This window comes from Thalassotalea algicola (assembly GCF_012932965.1).
Lineage (GTDB): Bacteria > Pseudomonadota > Gammaproteobacteria > Enterobacterales > Alteromonadaceae > Thalassotalea_F > Thalassotalea_F algicola.
Genome location: NZ_JABBXH010000008.1, coordinates 53,612 through 77,445, shown reverse-complemented (window position 1 = coordinate 77,445; position 23,834 = coordinate 53,612). Strand labels below are relative to the sequence as shown.

Annotated in this window: 23 protein-coding genes and 1 tRNA gene; 5 read left to right on the top strand and 19 right to left on the bottom strand. The window is 39.4% G+C overall.

Annotated elements, in window-relative coordinates; all coding sequences use genetic code 11:
- Positions 1-7: 7 nt before the first annotated feature.
- A complete protein-coding gene (locus HII17_RS17830) occupies positions 8-1,162 on the bottom strand; it encodes an exonuclease SbcCD subunit D (RefSeq protein ID WP_169076725.1) in 1,155 nt (384 codons plus the stop codon).
- A 167-nt stretch (positions 1,163-1,329) separates the two neighbouring features.
- Between HII17_RS17830 and HII17_RS17825 the strand changes: the two genes are divergently transcribed.
- A complete protein-coding gene (locus HII17_RS17825; RefSeq protein ID WP_169076724.1) occupies positions 1,330-1,725 on the top strand; it encodes a DUF1761 domain-containing protein in 396 nt (131 codons plus the stop codon).
- 6 nt (positions 1,726-1,731) lie between these two features.
- Here HII17_RS17825 and HII17_RS17820 read toward each other — a convergent pair whose 3' ends face one another.
- Positions 1,732-2,763 (bottom strand): zinc-binding dehydrogenase, encoded by a 1,032-nt coding sequence (locus tag HII17_RS17820; protein ID WP_169076723.1) that lies wholly within the window; start codon positions 2,761-2,763, stop codon positions 1,732-1,734.
- A gap of 185 nt (positions 2,764-2,948) precedes the next feature.
- Here HII17_RS17820 and HII17_RS17815 point away from each other — a divergent pair, with 185 nt between their 5' ends.
- The gene (locus HII17_RS17815) at positions 2,949-3,404 is read left to right on the top strand and encodes a methylglyoxal synthase (protein ID WP_169076722.1); all 456 of its coding nucleotides are present in this window, start codon (positions 2,949-2,951) and stop codon (positions 3,402-3,404) included.
- A gap of 295 nt (positions 3,405-3,699) precedes the next feature.
- On the opposite strand, the gene HII17_RS17810 is transcribed toward HII17_RS17815, so the two are convergent.
- Positions 3,700-4,461, bottom strand: a complete 762-nt coding sequence (locus HII17_RS17810; RefSeq protein ID WP_169076721.1) for a LytR/AlgR family response regulator transcription factor — start codon at positions 4,459-4,461, stop codon at positions 3,700-3,702.
- Complete coding sequence (locus HII17_RS17805) at positions 4,454-5,551, bottom strand: sensor histidine kinase (RefSeq protein WP_235938933.1); 1,098 nt, start codon at positions 5,549-5,551, stop codon at positions 4,454-4,456. The genes HII17_RS17810 and HII17_RS17805 overlap by 8 nt, the downstream gene beginning before the upstream one ends.
- A 351-nt stretch (positions 5,552-5,902) precedes the next feature.
- Between HII17_RS17805 and HII17_RS17800 the strand changes: the two genes are divergently transcribed.
- Together HII17_RS17800 and HII17_RS17795 are read left to right on the top strand one after the other, a co-directional pair.
- Positions 5,903-8,875, top strand: coding sequence for a TonB-dependent receptor domain-containing protein (locus HII17_RS17800; RefSeq protein ID WP_169076720.1), 2,973 nt, complete (start codon positions 5,903-5,905; stop codon positions 8,873-8,875).
- A gap of 106 nt (positions 8,876-8,981) precedes the next feature.
- A complete protein-coding gene (locus tag HII17_RS17795; RefSeq protein ID WP_169076719.1) occupies positions 8,982-9,776 on the top strand; it encodes a substrate-binding periplasmic protein in 795 nt (264 codons plus the stop codon).
- Here HII17_RS17795 and HII17_RS17790 read toward each other — a convergent pair.
- The 9 genes from HII17_RS17790 to HII17_RS17750 all read right to left on the bottom strand — a co-directional run bounded on the left by HII17_RS17790 (position 9,773) and on the right by HII17_RS17750 (position 15,915).
- Positions 9,773-10,231: an outer membrane lipoprotein gene (locus HII17_RS17790; protein WP_235938945.1), complete on the bottom strand. Its 459-nt coding sequence runs from the start codon at positions 10,229-10,231 to the stop codon at positions 9,773-9,775. The genes HII17_RS17795 and HII17_RS17790 overlap by 4 nt on opposite strands.
- Positions 10,232-10,307: 76 nt before the next feature.
- Positions 10,308-10,907: a penicillin-binding protein activator LpoB gene (lpoB, locus tag HII17_RS17785; protein WP_169076748.1), complete on the bottom strand. Its 600-nt coding sequence runs from the start codon at positions 10,905-10,907 to the stop codon at positions 10,308-10,310.
- A gap of 57 nt (positions 10,908-10,964) precedes the next feature.
- A complete protein-coding gene (locus HII17_RS17780; protein ID WP_169076717.1) occupies positions 10,965-12,302 on the bottom strand; it encodes a COG3014 family protein in 1,338 nt (445 codons plus the stop codon).
- 276 nt (positions 12,303-12,578) lie between these two features.
- A complete protein-coding gene (locus tag HII17_RS17775; protein ID WP_169076716.1) occupies positions 12,579-13,031 on the bottom strand; it encodes an NfeD family protein in 453 nt (150 codons plus the stop codon).
- Positions 13,032-13,034: 3 nt separating this feature from the next.
- Complete coding sequence (locus tag HII17_RS17770; RefSeq protein ID WP_169076715.1) at positions 13,035-13,979, bottom strand: stomatin-like protein; 945 nt, start codon at positions 13,977-13,979, stop codon at positions 13,035-13,037.
- A 217-nt stretch (positions 13,980-14,196) separates the two neighbouring features.
- Positions 14,197-14,601, bottom strand: coding sequence for a DUF5675 family protein (locus HII17_RS17765; protein WP_169076714.1), 405 nt, complete (start codon positions 14,599-14,601; stop codon positions 14,197-14,199).
- A gap of 14 nt (positions 14,602-14,615) precedes the next feature.
- Positions 14,616-14,855, bottom strand: a complete 240-nt coding sequence (locus HII17_RS17760; protein ID WP_169076713.1) for a hypothetical protein — start codon at positions 14,853-14,855, stop codon at positions 14,616-14,618.
- Positions 14,856-14,859: 4 nt separating this feature from the next.
- Positions 14,860-15,300, bottom strand: a complete 441-nt coding sequence (locus HII17_RS17755; protein ID WP_169076712.1) for a hypothetical protein — start codon at positions 15,298-15,300, stop codon at positions 14,860-14,862.
- 84 nt (positions 15,301-15,384) lie between these two features.
- Positions 15,385-15,915 (bottom strand): hypothetical protein, encoded by a 531-nt coding sequence (locus HII17_RS17750; protein ID WP_169076711.1) that lies wholly within the window; start codon positions 15,913-15,915, stop codon positions 15,385-15,387.
- Between the two features lie 330 nt (positions 15,916-16,245).
- On the opposite strand from HII17_RS17750, the gene HII17_RS17745 reads away from it, so the two are divergent.
- Positions 16,246-18,132, top strand: coding sequence for a type 1 periplasmic-binding domain-containing protein (locus HII17_RS17745; RefSeq protein ID WP_169076710.1), 1,887 nt, complete (start codon positions 16,246-16,248; stop codon positions 18,130-18,132).
- Between the two features lie 82 nt (positions 18,133-18,214).
- Here HII17_RS17745 and HII17_RS17740 read toward each other — a convergent pair.
- The 6 genes from HII17_RS17740 to ftsH form a co-directional block, all read right to left on the bottom strand.
- Positions 18,215-18,299, bottom strand: a tRNA-Leu gene (locus HII17_RS17740).
- Between the two features lie 20 nt (positions 18,300-18,319).
- Entirely contained in the window at positions 18,320-18,712 is a 393-nt protein-coding gene (secG, locus tag HII17_RS17735; protein ID WP_211185413.1) for a preprotein translocase subunit SecG, read from the bottom strand.
- 4 nt (positions 18,713-18,716) lie between these two features.
- Positions 18,717-19,490, bottom strand: a complete 774-nt coding sequence (tpiA, locus tag HII17_RS17730) for a triose-phosphate isomerase (protein ID WP_169076708.1) — start codon at positions 19,488-19,490, stop codon at positions 18,717-18,719.
- Between the two features lie 100 nt (positions 19,491-19,590).
- Complete coding sequence (gene glmM, locus HII17_RS17725) at positions 19,591-20,928, bottom strand: phosphoglucosamine mutase (RefSeq protein ID WP_169076707.1); 1,338 nt, start codon at positions 20,926-20,928, stop codon at positions 19,591-19,593.
- Positions 20,929-20,930: 2 nt separating this feature from the next.
- Positions 20,931-21,782 carry a dihydropteroate synthase gene (gene folP, locus HII17_RS17720; protein ID WP_169076706.1) on the bottom strand — a complete coding sequence of 284 codons (852 nt, stop codon included), beginning with the start codon at positions 21,780-21,782 and terminating at the stop codon, positions 20,931-20,933.
- A 69-nt stretch (positions 21,783-21,851) separates the two neighbouring features.
- Entirely contained in the window at positions 21,852-23,783 is a 1,932-nt protein-coding gene (ftsH, locus tag HII17_RS17715) for an ATP-dependent zinc metalloprotease FtsH (protein WP_235938931.1), read from the bottom strand.
- Positions 23,784-23,834: the final 51 nt, after the last annotated feature.

Here is a 23,834-nt window from a genome sequence, read left to right as displayed (position 1 = left end):
TGCTGGCCTAGTTTTTAACTTTTTTCTGAGATGAGGCTGAAAGTTGCTTGACGATATCGCTTATCGCTTGCTCTTGTTCTGTTGAAAGCTCACTGTCTTGTGCTTCGATGAAAAAGTCTTTAAACATATCAACTTCACTTCTAGATAGCTTTGCCTGCGCAAGCTCTTGTTCAACACCGATAAGCATACCAGGCTTTTCAATATGCAGCACATTCGGATATACGGAGCGCAACTTCTCCATTGGGTTTAAAATGGCGTGTTTGTCTTGTAGTCTAACCAATAAGTAATCTTCATTTTTCGGATCGGTTTTACCTTGCTCGATCACTTGCGCTAATTTGCCTTCAAGAATACGCATTTCGTGAGGGGCAGTTAATTCAACGTGTTCAGCACTGACAAAACCATTGTGGTCAAGCTCAACCAAGGTAAAGCCTTTTTTCTGATGTTGTTCGCCAAAACTGTACTTCATTAGCGAGCCAGAATAACGAATGTAATCTTCACCTTTTTTCTGGGGCTGATGTAAATGGCCTAGCGCCACATAGTCAAAATGGAGAAAATGCTCATGGCTAACACGATCAGAGCCACCAATAGAAAGCGGACGTTCTGAGTCGGACTCAATGGCGCCATCAACGAAACAATGACTAATAAGCACATTACGTTGGCTTGCGTTAAATTGCTCAGTTATTTTTCCAGCCAATAGCTGATGGGCTTCATTATGAGTCGACACTTGTGCTTTGAATGAAAAGCGAACTTGCTCAGGATCGTTATATGGCATGCCATAAAAAGCCACCTCTCCTGCAGTTTCTGTATCAATAACCACAGGGGTTAACATATCATCAAAGTTACTGATGATATGTAAACCAGCACTTTTCATTTGTTTAGCACCAAAGCCCAATCGCTCAGCGCCATCATGATTACCTGAGATAAAAATCATCGGCGTATTCAGTTCATTGCAAATACGCTTTACTACACTATTTAACAACTCAATAGCAGCGGTTGGTGGTACAGAGCGATCATAAATATCACCTGCTACTAACACCACATCAACTGGATTCTTTTTAATGAATTGAATTAACTGTTCGATAACCGCTTGTTGATCTTCAAGCAAAGAAACATTATGAAACTGTCGGCCTAAATGCCAATCTGATGTATGTAGAATTTTCATTCAATTAGGTAGGGCTTTTTTTATGATGATTTTACCGTATATTCACTTTTTGGATAGTGAAATTTTCAGCACAACGGCTTCTATAAATGCATTTATCAACAAACATTGACGAGACAACAAGTTAGCGACTATCTTTAAAGTTAATTTACAATTTTGCAACATAGAATATGTTAAATGAAATAAATGTTTTTGCAGTAATCGCCTCGGCCATTTCAAGCTTTCTACTTGGTGGTTTATGGTATTCACCGTTACTTTTTGGCAAAGTTTGGATCAAAGAGTCAGGTTACGATGAAAAGCAAGCTGGTCACCCTGCACAAGTATTTGGTTTATCGTTTTTATTTGCCTTAGTTGCCGCCTATGGCTTTTCAATTTTGTTAGGTCCAAAGCCAGATATATTAATGGCTATGCATTATGCTTTACTGGTTGGTTTTGCCTTTATCGGCACCAGCTTTGCCATCAATTATCAATTTTCTAACAAGTCTCTTAAGCTACTGGCTATTGATGGTGGTTATCACATTAGCCAGTTCTTAATCTATGGCATTATACTCGCGTATTGGCATTAATTGTTGTCAGCAATTCGGCTTTAAAATGACTTTGCCATCACTTTTGTTGTCCGCATAATGATCAATTGCCTGATAAAAATCGTTAAAACCGACCGTTTTATAAATATCAGTTTGGAATATGCCTTGAGCAAATAATTTCTGTACTTTCTTGCTTAAGCGGTAAACCTGCCACGGTTTAGCTTTCCCAATATAAGTGGCAAGCCAGAAACCTTCAATACGAATATCTCTAAATATAACGTCTGCAACACTAAATAACCCACCTAGCGGATCATGGGTTTCTGTTAAACGGCCATAAATTATCGCCGTTGAGTGGTTTGGCATTGCTTTTAACACCGTCGGTGTATCGTCACAGGCAACAGCGTCTAGTAATACAGTCGCTTTTAGAGCATGGCAAGTCTCCTTGAGCAATGAAAAGTAGTCGGCATCAGTGGTTAATAATACTTTATCAGCCCCCAATCTCTGTAATACTTCGACATTGGCCTCACTACGTACCGTTGCAATGGTTTTTATGCCTAATTGCTTAGCATAGCGAATAACGCCCTTACCGACTTGACTAGCGGCTGCGTTAACAACAATTGTTTTTGCACCCAGCTCTATTGCTCGCTCAACCATACACACCGAAGTGCAAGGATTTACGATAATAGTCGCTGCTTGCTCATCAGCAATATCATTGCGTAGAGGTAAGCAAAAATTAGCTTTTGTTACCGCATACTTTGCCCACACGCCGTCTTCTCCTGGTTGGGCAGAAACGGCAACGCGTTTACCGACCAGCCATTTACCATACAAGCCCGCATTGGCATCGACAACAATACCGCAGCCTTCAAATCCGACAAATGCGCCATCATTGGGAGGCAAGCCGTACTTTCCTAATAAGTACACCAAGTCAGAAGGGTTAACTGGCGCAGCTAACATTTTGATCAGCACCTGACCTTTTCTTAACGTCGGCATAGGTTTTTCTATTAACTCTATACGCATAGAGGACGGCGCTTCGGTATCGTCAAGTAGCTTAAGTGCAAAGCCTTGATTTAATTTAGTCATTTATCATCTTATTTTTATTGTTTAGCAAAGGCATACTAATTATCGCTTTAAAGCGATACCACAGTATCACCCACTACTTACCAAATAAAGCTGATAAAACTTATGCTGTTATATTTCATAGTGAATTTCATAAGCAATCCTGCTTAAGACAGGGTATATTTTTATAGTTATAAGGAGTTTAGCCTATGCAATTCAAAACCATCAATTCAAATAAAACCAAATCGATTGCTTTAGTTGCACACGATAATATGAAGCCAAGCTTAATCAAATGGTGCCATAAATATCAACATCAGCTAGCTCAGCATAACCTTTTTGCTACCGGCACGACAGGGGCGTTAATAAAGAAAGAGGCAGGGTTAGCAGTTAATGCCCTCATTAGTGGCCCCTTAGGAGGTGACCAGCAAATCGGTGCACTCATTACAGAACAAAAGGTTGATGTGCTCATTTTTTTCTGGGATCCGTTAGAAGCCCAACCTCATGATCCAGACGTAAAAGCGTTATTACGCTTAGCGGCAGTTTGGAACATTCCCGTTGCTTGTAATAATGCCAGCGCAGATTTGTTGATTACATCAAGCTTATTTGCAGAGCCTTTTGAACGTACAGTGCCTGATTACGACAGTTATATCGCCGAGCGAACTTAAAGCAAATTAAGCCACTATGACGTGAATGTGTATGAAAATTTCACTATTTCACTTGTTCTATGCCGTTTGTCCCAAAATCAACTCAGTTTGTCCCAAGTCACTGTCTGAAAGTAATTGCAGTTGCCATACTGAAACCGTCAAAGATAAATATGAGTTTCAAATACTCTCTGGATCCATATTTCCGATGACATTGAGGCATGTAGTAGTGTGTTTTGATCTGTCAACTTAAAACACAACGATGACTTTACAGGGGGTGAAGTTCACCCCCTTCTTTTTCTACCTTTTCTCTTTCTAATTAATTATCACCGATTAATTCGTCAATTTTAGCTTTATTTCTTCTTGATAACGTTAATTGCTCACCAGATTTCAAAATCACCGTATAGTCACCATTTTCATTAGGTCTGAGTTCGCTAACACTACTTCTTCGAACAATAGTTGAACGATGGATTCTTACAAAAACCTTAGGATCTAATTGCTTTTCCAAGCTGGTTAATGTTTCTCGATGTAAAACGGGATTAACATCAAATAAATGTACTTCGGCGTAATTTCCTGCACCAGCAATATAGTTTATTTGTTCGACATCCACTAAACGTATACGACCTGGATCTTTCACAACTAATCGACTTTTAAACGGCCTATCTTGCTCATCAACCATATGCTGAATAAGTTGTCCGACTTTTTTGAAATCAGTCGATGACTTACTGGCAATTTGCTTTCTCGCTTTGTCCAACGCCGCATAAAATTTATCATCGTCGAAAGGCTTAAGCAGATAGCCAATAGCGTTTAACTCAAACGCAGTAATGGCATATTGATCATAGGCTGTTGCAAAGATAATGACGGTTTCTGATGGCAATTGTTCAGCTAACTCTATACCTGTTTTTCCGGGCATTTGGATATCAAGAAACACCAAATCTGGTTTGGTTTCCTTAAATACTTCAAGCACTTGGTTACCATCCTGCGCTTCAAGCACATGGCCTATATCCTTTTGATCTTTTAATAATAATTTTATGGTTTCTCTGGCTAACGGCTCATCATCAGCGACTAGTACATTAAGCATCCAATACTCCTATCGGCATACAAAGGTAAGTTTCAAAATACCCACTTTCCAAGGGGGTTAAGACAAGTTGGAAATCTAGTTCAAATAGTTTCTCGAGCCTTTTACGGCAATTACTTAAACCTATTCCAAACCCTTTATGTTCGTCTTTTTCAGGGATTTTATTAATTAATTTTACGTGTAGATAATTATCTCTACAGTAAATAGAAAGCTTCAGCTCATTTTCATCACTTTCAAGCTGAGAGCCATGCTGTACTGCATTCTCAACTAATGGTTGTAACAGCATAAACGGCACTTCCAAAGGCAAGCATTCATTATCAATATTTACCGAGGTTTTTAATTTATGAGAAAAACGCATTTTTTGAATAGTAAGATAACTTTGAATAAATTCGACTTCTTGTTCAAGCGAGATCAGTTGATGACGTTGATTCTCCAGCACCTTTCTCAACATAAAACTCAACTCACTCAACGCTTTAATTGCGTGTCGTTTGTCATCTAATCTAATGAGGCTAGCAATAGTATTTAGCGTATTAAATAAAAAGTGAGGATTTAGTTGAGACTTCAAAGACTGTAATTCTACTTGTAAAAGCTGCTCACTTAATTCTTTATTACGTATTGTTTGCTGCCTAGAGCGCTTGTAATAAGTAAACGAATAACCTGAACACAATACAGCCAGATAAACTAATAAATCCATATGCAATGGGCTTAGCAATAATTGGGCGACAGATTCTTCCAATACTTGAATATTCACGTAACCATTAGCAATCAATGCCACTTCGATAATCGTTAGTCCCCAGTAAAAGCTGAAGAAAAACAGCATCACCCCAATAGTTTTAAGCACAAACGAAAATAGTTTATCTGTTTCTAGTGAGATTATTTGCGTGCTGGCGATCACTAAAGGCGCGATAAGCGCCCAATTGCCCCACCACGGTAAATACTCTAGCCAAACGTCTAGCCACTCTACTGGGCGATTAAAGTGCAAACTCATTCGGTAGCTATTAGTAGCGGCCATAGAGTTTAGCAACAACCAGAACAATACGTTGGCTAACCAAAAGTAGCGCGACGGTAAATTATCGATGAAGGTTTTAAACATAATAAATACTACCCTTTATGTTTGGGTGCATTATGAATTTAGCCAGAGGTTAATTGCAACTTTACCTATAATGCCTCGCTTTTTAGTGATTAATCAACTGATAAAAACATATAAATATCATTGCCTTATATTAGTAGTTTTTTGACTGGTTTTTAGCCAGTCACCTGCTCTATCCCGTTTAAATCTCCCAGCAAGCCAGTTATCCCATCGTTTCCGCCATTTGTGTATTAGCTAATGTAGTAAGGCTTTTAGCGGAGTAATTTGAGCTTGATTCACACTCTTTGCCACATAGTTAGTCGTCATGTCTGGCATGGAATCTAAGAATGATTATAAATAAACAGGGAGAAACTCATGTTTACTAATTCCAAAATAACAAAGTCGGTTAGATTGGCACTGCTCTTTGGTGCAGCGTCATCTGCCATGATCTCACCAAGTGTTGTTTACGCTCAAGAAGAAGCTCCAGCAGCAGAACAAGAAATAGAACGTATTGCGGTAACAGGTAGTCGTATTCGACGACCTGGTGCCGTTTCAGCTAGCCCAATCATGTCGATGGGTGCTGAAGAAATTGAAATGATCCAAACCCCACAAATTGAAGAAGTATTAAGAAACCTTCCAGCAACAATTCCTGGGGATGGCGCTAGCGTAAACAACGGTACCGCTGGTGCAGCTACCGTCAACTTACGTGCATTAGGTACGCAACGTACTTTAGTGTTAATGAACGGCCGTCGTATGATCCCATTTAATTTCAATGGTATTGTCGATACAGCATCGGTGCCTGTTTCACTAATTGAAAGTGTTGATGTTGTTACCGGTGGTGCTTCTGCCGTATATGGCTCAGATGCAATTGCAGGTGCCGTTAACTTTGTCATGAAGAATAACTTTGAAGGGGTTGAATTTAGTTTTAACCATTCAGAAACAGAAGAAAGTGACGGTGAAACAGATAATATCTCCCTTACTTTAGGCTCGTCACTAGATGAAGGACGAGGCAATGTTGCCCTAGCGATGAATTGGACAGATCGTAAACCTGTTATGTTAGGTGACCGACCGTTAGGTGTTTTAGGCATTGCGACAGCTTCAGGTGGCGGTTACCAGTCATACTTAGATGGCGATGGCCCAGTACCACCGCATCAAAACTGTGGCGGACCAGACGTAACGACATTTGAAAGTGGCGGTGGCTCAACAACAGCTATTCCAACACGATTTGCCATTGTTGGTGCAGGAGTAAATGGACAGTTTAGAGAAGACCGCACAATTGGTGACGATTGTAGTCGATTCAACTTTAACCCTTATAACTTCTATCAAACGCCTCAAGAGCGATATGGTGCTACAGCGATTGCTCACTACGATATAAGTGATGACCATAGGGTTTATACCACTGCGCAATTTAATAACACACAAGTTAAGCAACAAATTGCACCATCAGGTACGTTTGGCTCTACTTTTATGCTGCCGTTGGCTAACCCATTTATTGGCGATCAAGCACTTGGCTGGATCCTTGATAATGCAAACCAAGCACGTGTTGATGGTTTATTAAATGGTGGCGTAGAAAACTGGCAAGATATTAATGGCAACGGTGTTGTTGATACCGAAGATTACCTTCAAGTACAACTTCGTCGCCGTACCTTAGAGCTTGGTCCCCGTTCAACAAACTATGAAACAGCATTATTCCAATTAGTTGCTGGTGTTGAAGGTGTGTTATATGAAGATTGGGAATACGATGTATCTTTCCAATACGGTGAATCAAATCGTACCAACATAAGTGCCGGTTACACTAACGTTTCTAACATTCAAAAAGCATTGGATACCACTGATGGTGTAAATTGTAAGAGCGGTGAATCTGCTTGTGTGCCAATCGATTTATTCGGTGGTTTTGGTACCATTACGCCTGAAGCAGCGGCTTTCTCTTCTGCTACAGCGTTAATTAAGCAAGAGTATTCTCAAGAAGTCATCACAGCAAGTGTTAACGGTCCGGTGGAGTTTATTGAAATTCCATGGGCTGGCATGCCATTAACTGTAAGCTTTGGCTATGAACATCGTAAAGAAGTTGGTGAAACAATTCCTGATGAGTGTTTAAAAGAAGCACCGACAAGCTGTTTAGGTGGTGCTGGTGGTAATACGTTACCAATCAAAGGTGGCTTTAAAGTTTCAGAATACTTCGTTGAGGGTGTATTACCTGTATTCGACGGCCAAACGATGGCTGAATCACTTGATATAGAATTTGCTTATCGTTCTGCAGATTATGACTCTGTAGGTTCAAATAACACATGGAAACTTGGCTTTAGCTGGCGTCCAGTTGATTCATTACTAGTTCGTGTAATGCAACAAGAAGCGACACGTGCACCAAACGTTGGCGAAATTGCATCGCCTGCTGTTACTGGTTTAAGCAATGCGTTAATTGATCCTTGTTCTGTTGCAAATGCAGCTAATATTGATGCTAACTTACGTCAACTTTGTATTTCAACGGGTATGACAGATGCACAAGTTGGTAAAGTGCAAGACGTTATTTCTGGCCAAGTAAATGCGTTCCAAGGTACAAACCCAGAACAGTTACCTGAAGCAGAAGAAGCTGAAACGTTCACTGCTGGTTTTGTATATACCAACGAAGACCTACTTGATTTAGAACTAACTGTTGACTACTACGATATTGAAGTAGACAACACTATTGGTACTTTCACCGCTCAACAAACTATGGATGCCTGTTATACCTATGGCATTACCAGTGAGTGTGAAAAAATCAATCGTATTGGTGGCGATTTAACGATTGCTGGCTCAGGTATTGAAACTTACACCACTAACTTAAGCTATCGTAAAGCCGAAGGTGTTGAAGTAGGAATTCACTTTGCTGTTGGCATGGAAGATTGGGGTGAAATGCGCTTTGCAACAAACCTAAACCACTACATGTCGAATGAGCGCCAATCTTCTTCTGTTTTACCAGTTATAGACTGTTTAGGTATGTACGGTAACAACTGTTCTCCAACACCAGAGACCACATGGAACCAGCGTGTTACTTGGAACTTAGATGACTTCACTATGTCGCTTCTATGGCGCCATAGCAGTGCCGTTGATATGGAAGAGGTTCAAGCAGCAGGGTCATTTGAAGCATTCCGCTCAATTGATGCATATGATTACTTCGACCTATTTGCCAGCTACAACTTAGGTGAACATACTAAGTTAACGTTTGGTATTGATAATGTCACAGATGAAGATGCGCCTGTAGTTGGTGGTGAAGCAGGTTCAACTGCCTTTAACTCTGGTAACACCTTCCCTAGCTCATACAGCCCATTAGGTCGTATATTTAAAGCTGGTGTTAAATTTACTTTCTAAACTAACCAGTAAGAAAGTTATTATGTAAAAACGAGGCCTACGCCTCGTTTTTTTTTATCTTTTATTTTTGTTTGTTATTGTATACAAAATAGTTAAAATGCTGACTATGAAATTGAAGCTCGCTGTCTCAGTTTATTGTCTCTTTACTTACTTTCTTATCCCACAAAGTGAGGCGTATACCTACGCAAACTCTAGTCAGTTTTCATCCTCAGAAACAAATCTCCCTAAAGAAATTGTTGTTGCGTCTGACAGCGCTCAAAATGAAGGTAGAGCAAAAATTTTGCTGCCTATAGCGCAAGACATTGCCAAATTATTGGGCGTAAATGTAAGATATTATGAATGCCCTTGGGCTAGGTGCCTAAAAGCGGTCGAAAAAGGAAAAGTCGATCTTATTTTCTCAGTTTTTAAAACTAAAGCTCGCACTAAGTTTTTACATTTTTTAACACCAGCACTAGCCACTCATGATGTTCAGTTTCACTTTTTAGTAAAAAAAAGTAATCAAATTGAAATCGCTGAGTATGATGAACTTGCAAATTTAACCATAGCAACATTACGCGGAAATCAATATTTTGAGCAGTTCGATCAAGACAATGAATTGGATAAGTTTGCTGCTGTGAATTATCAAAGTGCAGTAAATATGGTGCTGAATAATCGCGTTGATACTATGATAGATTTAAGCTTAACCCCGCTTAAACAGCGCTACTCAGCAGATCCTTTACATCGCTTAAAAACAGCACGTTATAAGCCTAAAGAAGGCATAGATGAATACATTGCATTGAGTAAAAATTCTCAGTGGGGTGAGCACAGTGAGTTATTAAGTAACGTAATTAAGTTGCTTGCAGATCAAGGAACGATTAACCGATACTTTCAACAAGTAGCAGCTCTTGAGTCAGAGAACTAATATTGTTTATCTACTCTTACGCTGCCATTCGCTAAATAAATTAAGCGAATGGCGTTACCGGCTTCAAATAACATCTTACTGTCGTAATCCTGAACCACCATATATTCTTGGCCATTATCGGTACGGATCATTAGCTCTACTAGATGTAACACTTTTTCTTTTGGCTTTTGCTGATTATTACCAACAAGATTAGCCCCTATTAAGCTCCCTAAAATAGTTGCTGCGACTTGGCCACTACCATCACCAAATTGATAACCAATCGCACCACCAATCAGCGCACCACCAAAGGTTTCCCAACCATTAGCTTTATCTTGAAGTAACTCTCGCTCAGTTATTTTCCTAACCGATATTACTTCACCAAAGCGTACTTCTTTTACAGGCACCGCTTTGTTTCTTTCATATTCACTAGCGCTTAGCAAAGGCGAAAAAGCAAATGCTACAAACGTAACGATCATTATTAGCTGGTTCAACACTTGTTTCATCGGCTTTCTCCTTTACTTATCCCAAACTTCATTAGCTAGTAATTAATGATTACCAACCAACTTTAGCTTTTTCACGTGTTTTACGAATTTCAGTTTCGTCAGCCCACTCGATAATACCACTCTCAAGATCCATTAAACGCATGGTAAATTTGTAATAGACGTCTTTTTTATCTTTATTAGTTTTAACAATACTCGACAAATTGCCATAAAGCATATATTCAGCACCTATTTGTTTACCAAATTGAATTGCCTTGCTTGGATCAACCATACCGCCTTCTTGCTGAAATTGAAGCTGTTTTTTAACGGCTTCTACACGAGACATATCAACAAATCTAAACTTACCTGACTGCAATACTTTTGTTGAAATTGAATCAGTAATCGACTCGGTATCAATATGCTCACTCGTTTTATTCTTAATTCGCTCGACAAAAACTACTGGACGTTTATTTTCCGTCAACGAACCAATAATAGGCGATGCAGTTAAAGACTCAGTCATTTCATTTGCTGCTTTTTGCAAATCGGTAGAGCCAAAATTAATATCTGTTGTTTCAACTGCAGTCGCGTCACCATAACTAACAACCTGCTTACTAGAGCAACCGCCCAAAAGTGCAATCGATATTGCAGATGCGATAAATAGTGTTTTTTTCATCATTGATTCCTTATCGTATTGCTTAAGCAATACATTTCTACTTAAGACAAATTTAAATTATAACTGAGCAACTTTAACTGTTTGGTAGCCACCAATCTGACTAATAAAAACCAAAGTTATTCTTTTTGCGTTAATTTCCACTTCTAGCGGAGCCATTCCTGAAAATTTCAATTGCTGTTTTCCTGCAAGGTGTTGAGTTCTTAACATTTGCACATCACCAGGCAAGGTTAACCAGCTACGCGTATCTGCGTTTTCTGATGCTAAGCTGTATAATCCAGCCAAAATATTGCCGACATCACCACCTTCTTTGCTCATTTTCCTGCGCAACTGTTCTTTTGAAATTATCCGTAATGCCTGACGTGCAACTATAGCGGGCATATTATCTTTCAACTGCTTCGCAACTAGAGATTGCAGTTTAACGATTGCCTCCGTTTGTAAAACTTTTCCTTCAACTTCCATTATTAATGGGTTTTCGACAAAATTTGAATAGCCATAGGTAGGCACTGAAAAACTATAAAATCGCATGTCGCCATTACTCGTCCATACCGGTAAGCGAAGCGAATGCTCTTGCATGGCATCTATTAATCCTTGTTCATAGATTACAACCAGTTCACCGTTATTGACACTTTTGGTCTTAACCTCATGGTTAAAGCGTTGTTTAAACACATTGAGGTCATTATCCATACCTAAAACTGAACCCAACCTTAATACGTCTTTTTGCAAGAAAGAATTGTCTGGGTATATTTCAAGCGCCTTTTTATAATCAATATATGCATCGTTAAGTTGATTTGCTGCCTCATAAAGCAAACCTGATAAATAAAAAGTGTAGGCATTTTGAAAGCCATTTTTAACTTCGCCAATTCGACTATCTAATGGCGCTATTGCGTCATTAACTTCTTGCCAATTCACGCCGTTAGTATTTGATTTCGCCTCTAGCAACTCTTGTTCATAGCTATTCAAAGCCGTTTCTTGCACAATATTAGCGCGACGAACTTCTACTAACGCCGCTTCTAGATTATTTTGAAACAAGTAATTAAGTGCTTGGTAGCCATGCATCATACTTTGTTCATAAGCTGCGGGTTGATAGCCAATAGCATTATCATTAGTAATTAACGCATTTACTTTTTCTAAACCCCGACCGACACGTAGATTAGCCTTTTCTCTATCACTTTCTAATGCTTGGTAACTCTGATTAAACCACCATTGGCTTTGCTTGTAATCCTGGTTTAAGAATGCAAGGCGACCTTGTTCTAATAATGAAAGCTGATAATTAGTCGTACCTTTTGTTGGGCTTTGGCTAATGGATATGGCTTTACTCACATCACCTTGTGCAATTTGCGTTCGAACTTCATTTAGCTCTTGAGCATAGTCTCGAAACAAATTATTCAACTGCATCCCAGCACAGCCAGAGAGCAGTGCTAAACACAATAAACAAAAGATCCTTTTAATGATTGGCAGCATGAACAATATAAAACGCTTAGTTTAGAATTAATATTAGACTAACAAATGGTTAATGAACCGTTAATGAACGGCCTCAATATAATTCACCTGATTAAAAATGATAAGTAAATTGTTGTAAAAAAACGTAATGATCTGAATAACGCTTTACATTTACTAGGGAAATAAAAAAGGCCCTAATTGGGCCTTTTCTCATGCTATAGCTATTATTAGTTAAGCTGCTTCAACCCACAGCACACCTACATCTGTTTTAACAATCGTTACGGAAGTTTCAGCAGATATTTCTGTGGCGCTTTTCACTTGCCATTCGACACCTGATAAGCGGTGCTTACATGAAGTCGATGGACCTATTGAATCCGGAAGGACAAACTCTAAACCAATTAAGTCATTCTTTACTGCATGAGTATCTTGCCGATTTTGAAATTGTTTCAATGGCTTCCACAGGAGTATGGCAAAAACAGACGCTAATACGGCATTGCTGACTAGAATGGTCAGTAAATCACTAGGTAACAAACCGATAGCAATTGCTATCCCTGTTACAATAGTCGATAAGCCAACAAAGGTAAGAATAAACGTCGAAAAACCTAATAATAGCATTTCGACAATCAACAGCACTATGCCTATAGTAACTAAGCTTTGACCTGGGTTTTCAATTATCCAGTCCACAATTTAACTTCCTTTTGCGCTGTTCATTACGTTTAAAATACTGGTCGCTTGTGCAACCAATGATCCCGCTTCTGTAGCGCCATCAGGTAGCAATACCACGGTAGAATCTTTAGCAATTGCTTCTTTTGCGCCTATCGCTTTAGTGGCTAAGTCTAATTCGATTGCCTTTTGACCTTCAGCCGTTGATGCTTTTTCACCAATTTTTTCAATCGCTTGTGCTTGTGCTTCAGCAACTTTAATAATTGCCGACGCTTCACCTTCCGCGTTTAGTACTTGCTCTTGTTTCTCAGCCTCTGCCGCTAATATTTTCGCTTGTTTCTCACCTTCAGCACGATTAATTTCAGATTGCTTTAAACCTTCAGACTCTAGAATAGTCGCACGTTTTTCGCGCTCAGCTTTCATTTGCTGCTCCATCGCATTCATCACTGAGTGTGGTGGCATAATATCCTTAATTTCATAACGAAGAACCTGGACGCCCCAAGTTTGAGCAGCTTCGTTAATTGCTGAAACGATAGCAGCATTAATGGCATCACGTTCTTCAAAGGTTTTATCTAACTCCATCTTACCAATTTCAGAACGCATGGTGGTTTGAGCAAGTTGGGTAACGGCAAAGTTATAATCATCAACGCCATAGGTGGCCTTCATTGGATCTAAAACTCTAAAATACAAAACACCATCAACAGTTAAGGTAATATTGTCTTTAGTTATCGCACTTTGACTAGGTACATCAACCGCTTGTTCTTTTAAAGAGCGATCTGCACCTATCTGTTCGATAAACGGCACTAAGAAATTTAACCCTGATTCTAAGGTACGACTATATTTACCAAAACGCTCTATCACATATGCTCTATTTTGCGGCACAAACTTAATGCCGCCTTTCAAAGTCGCTATCACCAATATCAGTAGTGCAAACTCAATGGTAAAAATATAGCTTAAAAATACTTCCATTATTCTTCCTTTTATTTTTGTAATGCCGCCTGTTTTCACATGCGATAATTTCAGCCCAATCCGTTCCAGAATGGCTTTTGTTAACATATTATTAATATATTAAGCGGATATGTAAAACGAAATTAATTAAAAGCATATTCAGACTGAGGAATTGTTTGTAATGGCTATTAAAATAAACCGCCGGATAACTTCAGTTATAAAGTAAACTATGATGTTGTTATGGAAGGTATTGATAAATTTTAATTTTACATTCTTTTTCGCCAGCCATCGTTTGCATAAACTCTTTAAAAGCTTTTTTACTGCTAGTTACCGCCCATTTTCTTTCCAAATACCCAAGTGCTTTGCCAAGCGCCACGCAACCAACGACGTCATCTATTGTATTGCCAACATGAACTTTTATTAATGTTCGATTGGGAACATTAAGTATTTCATAAGCAGGATATCCTCCTCTGTTATATCGCCCTAACTTCATGGCATATTCACCTTCTGGAATACATGATTCCCGCGGTTTATTATCTAACCAAGGGCGTTCAACTGTAAAACATTCAAACTCTGGCATTTTAATTTTTCCAAATACACCATTAGGTGTATAAGCAAACCGCTCTAACATTACTAATTTCATGATATTTCCAATAATTATTCGATATGGACACGGGTAGCCAATTTAATTTGCACCGTAGAAGTTTGTTTTTTTGACCCTTTGAACCAACTGACAAGCTTGCCACTTTCACTCATTTCTACGGCGTTAAAATTTACACCAACATCTACAACACCTTTAAATTCAGTATTGACTGCTGCTTCATGAATGTTTTCAATGGTCGCCATAAAAACTCGTTCAGGAGAACGACCTGGTAATTGTGCTTTTTTAATCGTCATGCGGTTAACCTTTAGTTTTAGCTTTTGTATTGCGTCTTCGAAGGTCTAAATTTTTGTGTTTAACTTGGCTTCTTTTAGCAACAACATCTTTAGACTGTTGTGAGGTATCTTTTTCTTCAGTGCTTTGTGATTCCCCACCGACATTTTTCACAGTATTTTCTGTAACTTCTTGTTCATCTAAGTCAACAAGATCAATATCTGCCGTTACAACTCCATCCATATTTAACGCGATAGCGCCTTCTCTATTCAGTCGAATTACACCATCTGTTTCCAAATCACATTTCATGGAAAACGCAAAATTTATGTCGCCTGTTATAAGTGCATTTGCCCGACCAGACTCGCCTTCTTTAAGGGCAGAGTCTCTACTGACACGTGAAATAGATTTTTGTAACGCAAGTAAAAAAGCACTTAATGTTTCGCTATTTTCACCTTCTCTTTCTGCCATCAATTTGCTCCTTAAGTTTGATGAAAAAAATACAAGCACTCATGTAGTTAATGATACAAATGGGAAACTTAGCTTTGACTTTCGCTATTGCTGTCCCTCTTGAGGCGAAATGTTTGGGGTCTGAAGCTCCTTAGGGATAATTGCCGATAAATGCTGGCTCGCTTTGGTAAGGTCACTTTCATTAGCTAGTTCGATTCCCATAGAAGACATATATTCTTTCAGTGACGTTTCTGTATCATTCGACAAGGCATACTTAGCTTTTATTTTCATTACGCTTTCAGAGCTGGTAGATGTTTCAGATGCAAACTGTCCAGCTGACTGAAGTAATCCAACGCCGATTCCTATTGATGCGCCTAAAGACTTTTTAGTGACCGAAGCAACACGCGATGTCATTCCAACTTCCAACTCAGCAGCAACTTTCCATTTCGGCGCCATTTCAATATACCGTTCGATTATGTGTACTTTCTCTGCAGCTTTAGCTCTCGACGTTAGGCCTGCAACAAATGCCAAATAATCTTTCCAGATTACGGCTTGCTCTCTATTGGCATAAATTACTGCTTTAGCTGGTGCAGTTAATAAAGCACCTACAAGATCTTCAATTTTAGTCTGGCTCATAAGTTCACCTATATGAAATATACCCAGCAGCATTAAGCTACATGATTAAATGGAATTGAAGAGGTGCCCATTACGAGCTAGCGTGACATGACTACAGGTAAACACATCCATGTTATTGCAAGGTAACTCCATCGTTGTTTGTGAGTATTGACTATGAGTAGAAAATTTTCCAATAAGTTAAGAATTTGCGAACATTGAATTTTACTGTCTCCCCCTTTTTCTTGATTGTTTGTTTTTTAACCAATCACCTTCTATATTTAAGAGTTAGCTGTATTTCCCAAACCAACAAATATTGCTGTATGTAGTACTTTACACATAAGGATGTGTCACATGAAAAAATTCGCCTACCTAATTCTATTGTTATCAACCGTAATTATTTTCATTCCATCTGTACTTGAAATTACTAGTGGTATGGTTACAGAGTCGATAAAGCCCAACAAAATTAAAAATACATTTAAGATAGTTGTCGTACATAAAGAGAAGTCACACAAAGCAAGTGAAAAACAATGGCAAACAATAAGTTCAGCTGCCAATTACTTTGTCGATGATAAAATTGGCAGTAAGAAATTCAACCTGCAAAATAACGAATTTCAATTTGTAGAATATTATGAAGACATTCATCAAGACATTATCTGTGAAAATAAAGGGGGCGCTGAATTTGACAATGTTATCGCGATATTTGGACCGATAACTTCTGGTTGTGCAATGTCTATGCTTGACAACAAACTAACAATTCCTACCATTACGTCGTTTGCTACGGGACCAGTGTTAAACCCAAAAGGAGAAAGCTTTTTTTACCGTTCAGTGCCAAATGACACATACAGAGTTGCCGAGCTATTAAAAACGTGGAGGCCAGATATAGATAATTCGGTAGGTGAACATTCACTGATCATCTATAAAAGTGATAACCAATACTCACTACCTTCAGCCGAACTGGTAAAAAACTATATAGATAATAAACACCAAATTGATTACATCGACGTAGCAGAATTACAACCTTTTGATAAATATAAACGCAACATTAAATACAATACGATTTTTGTATTAATCAACCCAACCACTGTAGAAGACCTCATTAGAACCGTTAAACATGCCCAAATAAGCGACCATAATATCTCGCCAAAGTTTGTCGTAAAGGCAGAAGCTGCTGATACTAAGCTATTTAATCATAGAGGATCATTGGTAGCATTAACCCCTACTTTAGAACTCTACAACTCACCGATAAAGAGCTCATTTCTTTCTATAGGAAAAGATAAATTACATGAGCGTTCCGCTTCTTCATTTCTCGCCTTTGAAGCTATTTACAAAGCCATTGAATATGCAACTAACAACACCCCTAACGCATGCGCTAACGAAACAAGTGAAGTGAATAAATGGCGATGCACAATTAACACTAGACTTAAAGAGCCCTTTAGGTCTGAGCTAATTGGCAATGAAATAGAGTTTGATAAAGATAATGGGGATATTAAAACTCACTTCCTACATAAAGCGGAAATTAGAAAGCTAGGTACGAATTTTTCGTTGTCGACTATCGATAAAGAGCTGCCACCGTTAGTTAACATTAAACTGCAAGGCAATCGAAATACAATGTGGCTTGGAGCTCCTCAAAAGATATTATTTGATACTCAAAGTGAAGAAGAAATTGTCGTTAAATTTAATTATACTCCACCGGATTGGATTCCAAACGGAGAAATTCGAAGGGGCCTAACATCTTTGCTATCCACTTCAAAAAAAATTACGAATATCAGCTTACCTTACGAATTTCACCCGTTATTTATCGGTAAATATAATGTCAATATCTCTGGGTTGGGCGATGATTTAAGGCAATCTTCCGGTAAACATGAAATTGTTGTTTCCCCACCTCTTTATCTTTTTGTTGCGATTTTAGTTGCATTATTTGTCGCGTTAATTATTGCTGGTACGGATCGCGAGCATCAAGAAGTCGTTAGTAAGAAAAAAATACTTATCGACGTATTTTTGTCATCACTATTCCTTTACATAATGACAGTAACGTTAAGAGGTTACAGTTTACCTCTGGCACCAACATTATCTTTTAGTGACGATCCATTAACCAATGCTCTTTACTGTGGAATCGTCGCAGGAAGTATAAGAATGAAGATTTTTAACTACCTTATTACCCCTATAGTGAAGCGCTTCAATCATGAACCTCAAACACCAAAAGTTCAAACAACAACTGATGAAAAGCAGTATATTTGACGATTAACAGACATAAAAAAACCGGAGAACCTTGTTTATATTAGGTTTTCCGGTTTTTATTGGTTCTTAATGAACCTTGTGTTGGTGCGGATGGAGGGACTTGAACCCTCACGCCCTAAAGCATATCCCCCTCAAGAATACGTGTCTACCAATTCCACCACATCCGCGAATTTAGTATTGACGACTATTAGTCAGGAACGTCACTATCGTTGTTGTCATCAGATGTAGGTACATCTGAAACAGGCACATCAACGTTTTCAGATTTTGGCTCAGCACTTGCTGCCGCGTCTGCTGGAATTTGCTGTTCTACCGGAGTAGTTAAGTCATTCCATTCGTCTGTTTGCTTAGTGCGTTGTGCAGTTAAGTTACCTAAAACTAAACTAATCGCAAAGAAGGCAATCGCTAACCAAGTCGTTGCGCGAGTCATAAAGTTACCCGAGCCACCAGAACCAAAAATGGTAGCAGATGAACCAGCACCAAATGATGCGCCCATATCGGCACCTTTACCTTGTTGAATTAGCACTAAACCAATTAAACAAAGTGCAACGATTAAATAAATTACGATTAAAATTTCATACAACATATTAACTATTTCCTTTTGCCGCCGAACAAATCACTTTAAATTCGTCGACTTTTAAACTTGCGCCACCAATTAGACCACCGTCAATGTCGGTTTGACTAAACAGTGCTTCACAGTTTTTAGCATTTACACTACCACCGTATAGAACCGGCGTTTTCGCAGCAATATCTTTATCGATATCAGCTAAAAACTTTCTAATAAACTGATGAGTAGCTTGCGCCATATCAGGCGATGCTGTTTTGCCAGTACCTATTGCCCAAACAGGCTCATAAGCGATTACTATATGGCTAAAACGTTCTATACCAACTTCATCAATAACAGGTTGTAACTGCGCAGCAAGTACTGTTTCAGTTTGTTCAGCAGTTCTTTGTGCTTCACTTTCACCAATACATAAGATTGGCACTAAACCAGCATCTAGTGCAGTTTTTACCTTGTGTGCCACCTGAGTGCTCGTTTCTTTAAAAATAGAACGGCGCTCAGAATGACCTAAAATAACATATTGAACTTTACAGGCTTGAAGCATACTTGTAGATATTTCACCAGTATACGCGCCTTGTTCAAACTCACTAACATTTTGCGCACCTACGCTGATGTGCTCTGATGCTTTCTCATGTTCCAAAGCATCAGTTAGCGCAGCTAAAAATGGTGCACTTGGGCAAACTACAACGCTTACGTCATTTGCTAATTGCAAATCCGCTAAGCCTTGACTCATTTCAGTAACAAGGCCGAAGCTACCGTTCATTTTCCAGTTAGCTGCAACAATTGTTTGTCTTTTCATGTCGAGTTCCCAATTTAGAGCGGCGAGATATTAACTAACCTGCCGCTAAGTTACAAGTATTTCGCCAAATATCTTGTTCTTTTGGCGATAAAACGAACTATCAGACGGCTTGCTTAACTGCGTCTGCAATTTCGTTTGCTAAAGCGGTTACTTCTTCTCTGTCAGGACCTTCAACCATTACGCGAATTAATGGCTCTGTACCTGATTTACGAAGCAATACTCTACCTTTGCCCGTTAAGCGTTCGTTTACACTGTGCACTGCAGCAACAACACTTTGCGCATTAAGCGGGTCGCTGTCACCTTCAAACCTTACATTCACCAAAATTTGAGGCAGTTTTGTCATACCGCTACGCAATTCAAATAGGTTCTTTCCTGTTCGAGTTACAGCAGTTAGTACGTTTAACGCCGCTATAATGCCATCACCTGTTGAGGTGTGATTTAAATTTATAATATGTCCTGAGTTTTCTGCCCCCAACTGCCAACCATTTTGCAACAACATTTCCATTACATAGCGATCGCCTACTTTACTGCGCGCAAAAGGCACACCAAGATCGGCTAACGCCAATTCCAGTCCCATGTTGCTCATTAAGGTACCTACAACGCCACCACGCATAGTGCCTGCCGCTAAATCGCTTGTAGCGATGACATAAACTAATTCGTCACCATCAACAACCTCTCCCGTGTGATCAACCATCATTAGACGATCACCATCGCCATCTAAGGCGATACCTAAGTCTGCTTTATGCTCGACTACAGCTGCCTGGATTTGTGCCATAGATGTTGCACCACAGCCATCATTTATATTGGTACCATTTGGACTAGTAGCAATATTGATCACTTCAGCGCCAAGTTCTTTAAATACATTTGGCGCAATGTGATAAGTCGCGCCATTGGCACAATCAACAACAACCTTTAACCCTGACAAAGAATACTGACTTGGGAAGTTACTTTTACAAAATTCAATATAACGACCAGCGGCATCGTCGATTCGTGTTGCTTTACCCAGCTTATCGGATTCAACACAAGTCATGGCTTTATCTATTTCAGCTTCAATTGCTAATTCAACAGCGTCAGGCAACTTTTCACCAGACTGAGAAAAGAACTTAATGCCGTTATCATAATAAGGGTTATGTGAAGCACTAATAACAATACCTGCTTCCGCTCGAAATGTTTTAGTTAAATAAGCGATACCTGGTGTTGGCATAGGGCCAAGCAAGCCAATATCTACACCAGCGGCTGAAAAACCTGCTTCAAGCGCAGACTCGAGCATATAGCCAGATATTCGAGTGTCCTTACCAATTAGTACTTTTTTAGTACCTTGAGCTGCAAGTACTTTACCCGCAGAGTAGCCAAGTTTCATGACAAAATCAGGTGTGATTGGTGACTTACCAACAAAACCTCTAATACCGTCTGTACCAAAATATTTTCTTTCTGACATTCTTATCCCCTAGCCAGTTCTGGTCTTTGTGTGACCTGTAAAACAGTTAACGCGTCCACGGTTTCCTTTACATCGTGTACACGAATAATTTTTGCACCTTGTTGAGCGCTGATAATTGCTGCCGAAAGGCTTCCTGCCAGCCTTTCATCTACATCTGCATTCAGTAAATTACCAATCATAGACTTTCTTGAAATGCCTACCAATAAAGGTAAATCTAATTCTTCAAAGTCACTCAACTGATTCAGTAACTGATAATTTTGCTCTAGTGTTTTTCCAAAACCAAAACCAGGATCGACAATGAGCCGACTTTTATCTATTCCGTGTTGCTGACAAACATTAAGGCGTTGGCCAATGAAACTGATAATGTCCTGTGTTACATCTTCATATTGCGGATTTTTTTGCATTGTACGAGGCATACCCTGCATATGCATTAAACAAATGGGTATGTCAGCAGCAGCTACTACCTCTAAACAACCATCATTTTGCAATGCTCTAACATCATTAATGATGCCCGCCCCAGCCTTTATCGCCTCATTCATAACACCAGCTTTGCTGGTATCCACAGATACGACGATATCAAATCGTTGCTTGATTGCGCTAAGTATTGGAATGACTCTTTCGAGTTCATCTTCAAGCGTCACAGCTTTAGCACCAGGGCGTGTCGACTCGCCACCAATATCGATAATTGTGGCACCGTCATTAATCATTTGTTCAACTTGAGACAGGGCACTATCAAAAGAGACAAATTTGCCACCATCAGAAAATGAATCTGGCGTAACATTTAATATACCCATGACTTGTGGCGAAGTTAGCGTTAACGCCTTGTCACCGCATTGCAATATATCGTTGGTCATTTATTTAAAAAACTTCAGTTAAAATAAAGCCCCGAATATTCGGGGCTTTATAACTTTAAAACATATTAATTATTTAGCTGGTACGTCAGACGCGTCGTCAATTTTAGGACTTGCAGCATCTTTAGAATCTTCTTCCTTAACAGCACTACCTGACGAAGGCGTAGAGCCAGAGCTAGAATCATCTATATCTGCAGGCGCTCTTACTTCGCGGCGAGCCATTAAATCATCAATTTGGTTTGCATCAATCGTTTCAAAGTGCATTAACGCATCTTTCATTGCATGCAAGATATCCATATTGTCTTTCAAAATCTGTTCAGCACGTTGATAGTTACGTTCAACAAACTCTTTAATTTCTTCATCAATCGCTTGTGCAGTTTCATCTGACATATGTAAATGCTTAGCAGAGGTACGGCCTAAGAATACTTCGCCTTCTTCTTCAGCAAATAACATAGGGCCCATTTTTTCAGATAAACCCCATTGTGTAACCATCTTGCGCGCTAAGTTAGTTGCACGCTCAATATCATTCGATGCACCAGTAGAAACTTTGTCAGCACCATAGATAATTTCTTCAGCAATTCGGCCACCGTATAGCGACGAAATATTACTTTCTAAATGTTGCTTACTATGACTAAAGCGATCTTTTTCTGGTAGGTACATGGTAACCCCCAGTGCACGACCACGAGGAATAATTGACACTTTGTAAACTGGATCATGTTCAGGTACTAAGCGACCGACAATTGCGTGACCAGCTTCATGATAAGCGGTCATTTCTTTCTCTTCTTCGCTCATTACCATTGACTTGCGCTCAGCGCCCATCAATATTTTGTCTTTCGCTTTTTCAAACTCTTCCATCGACACTAAGCGACGAGAGCCACGGGCAGCAAATAATGCAGCTTCGTTAACTAAGTTAGCTAAATCAGCACCTGAAAAACCAGGTGTACCACGAGCAATTACGGCTGCTTTAACATCGTCTGCTAATGGCACCTTACGCATATGAACTTTAAGGATTTGTTCACGGCCACGGATATCAGGTAATCCAACCGTTACTTGACGGTCAAAACGACCAGGACGAAGTAATGCCGGATCAAGTACATCTGGACGGTTAGTAGCGGCAATAACGATTACCCCTTCATTTCCTTCGAAGCCATCCATTTCAACAAGCATTTGGTTTAGTGTTTGTTCACGTTCATCATGCCCACCACCAAGACCCGCCCCACGTTGACGGCCTACCGCATCGATTTCATCGATAAAAATAATACAAGGAGCTGATTTCTTCGCCTGTTCAAACATGTCGCGAACACGAGAAGCACCAACACCAACAAACATTTCTACGAAGTCAGAACCTGAAATACTAAAAAATGGTACTTTTGCTTCACCAGCAATTGCTTTAGCTAATAGCGTTTTACCTGTACCAGGCTGACCAACCATTAAAATACCAGAAGGTATACGGCCACCTAATTTTTGGAATTTGCTTGGGTCACGTAAGTAATCAACAAGTTCAGCGACTTCTTCTTTTGCTTCATCACAACCTGCCACATCAGCAAATGTAGTCTTAATTTGATCTTCACTTAACAGGCGAGCTTTCGACTTACCGAATGACATGGCACCTTTACCGCCACCACCTTGCATTTGACGCATGAAGAAAATCCACACACCAATTAGCAGCAACATCGGGAACCAAGAAATAAAGATAGACGTTAGAATGCTAGGCTCTTCAGGAAGCTGACCTTTTGCACGTACGCCTTGTTTTACAAGGTCATTAATTAAATCACTGTCATAACCACCTGGAATTACAGTAACGAATTGTTCTCCACTGCGTTTTGTTCCCTGGATCACTCCGTTGCGATCTACTGTAGCCTCACGGACCTGCCCTTGCCTTACATCCTGAATAAAACGGGTGTAGTCCATTTGTTGCTCATTACCGCCGCCTGGTGAAAATGACTGAAATACAGACATCAGCACAACCGCAATAACCAACCATAAAATAAGATTTTTTGCCATATCGCTCAACTTAACAACCTCTTGCTGTTTCTAATAATGGTGCGACCAATT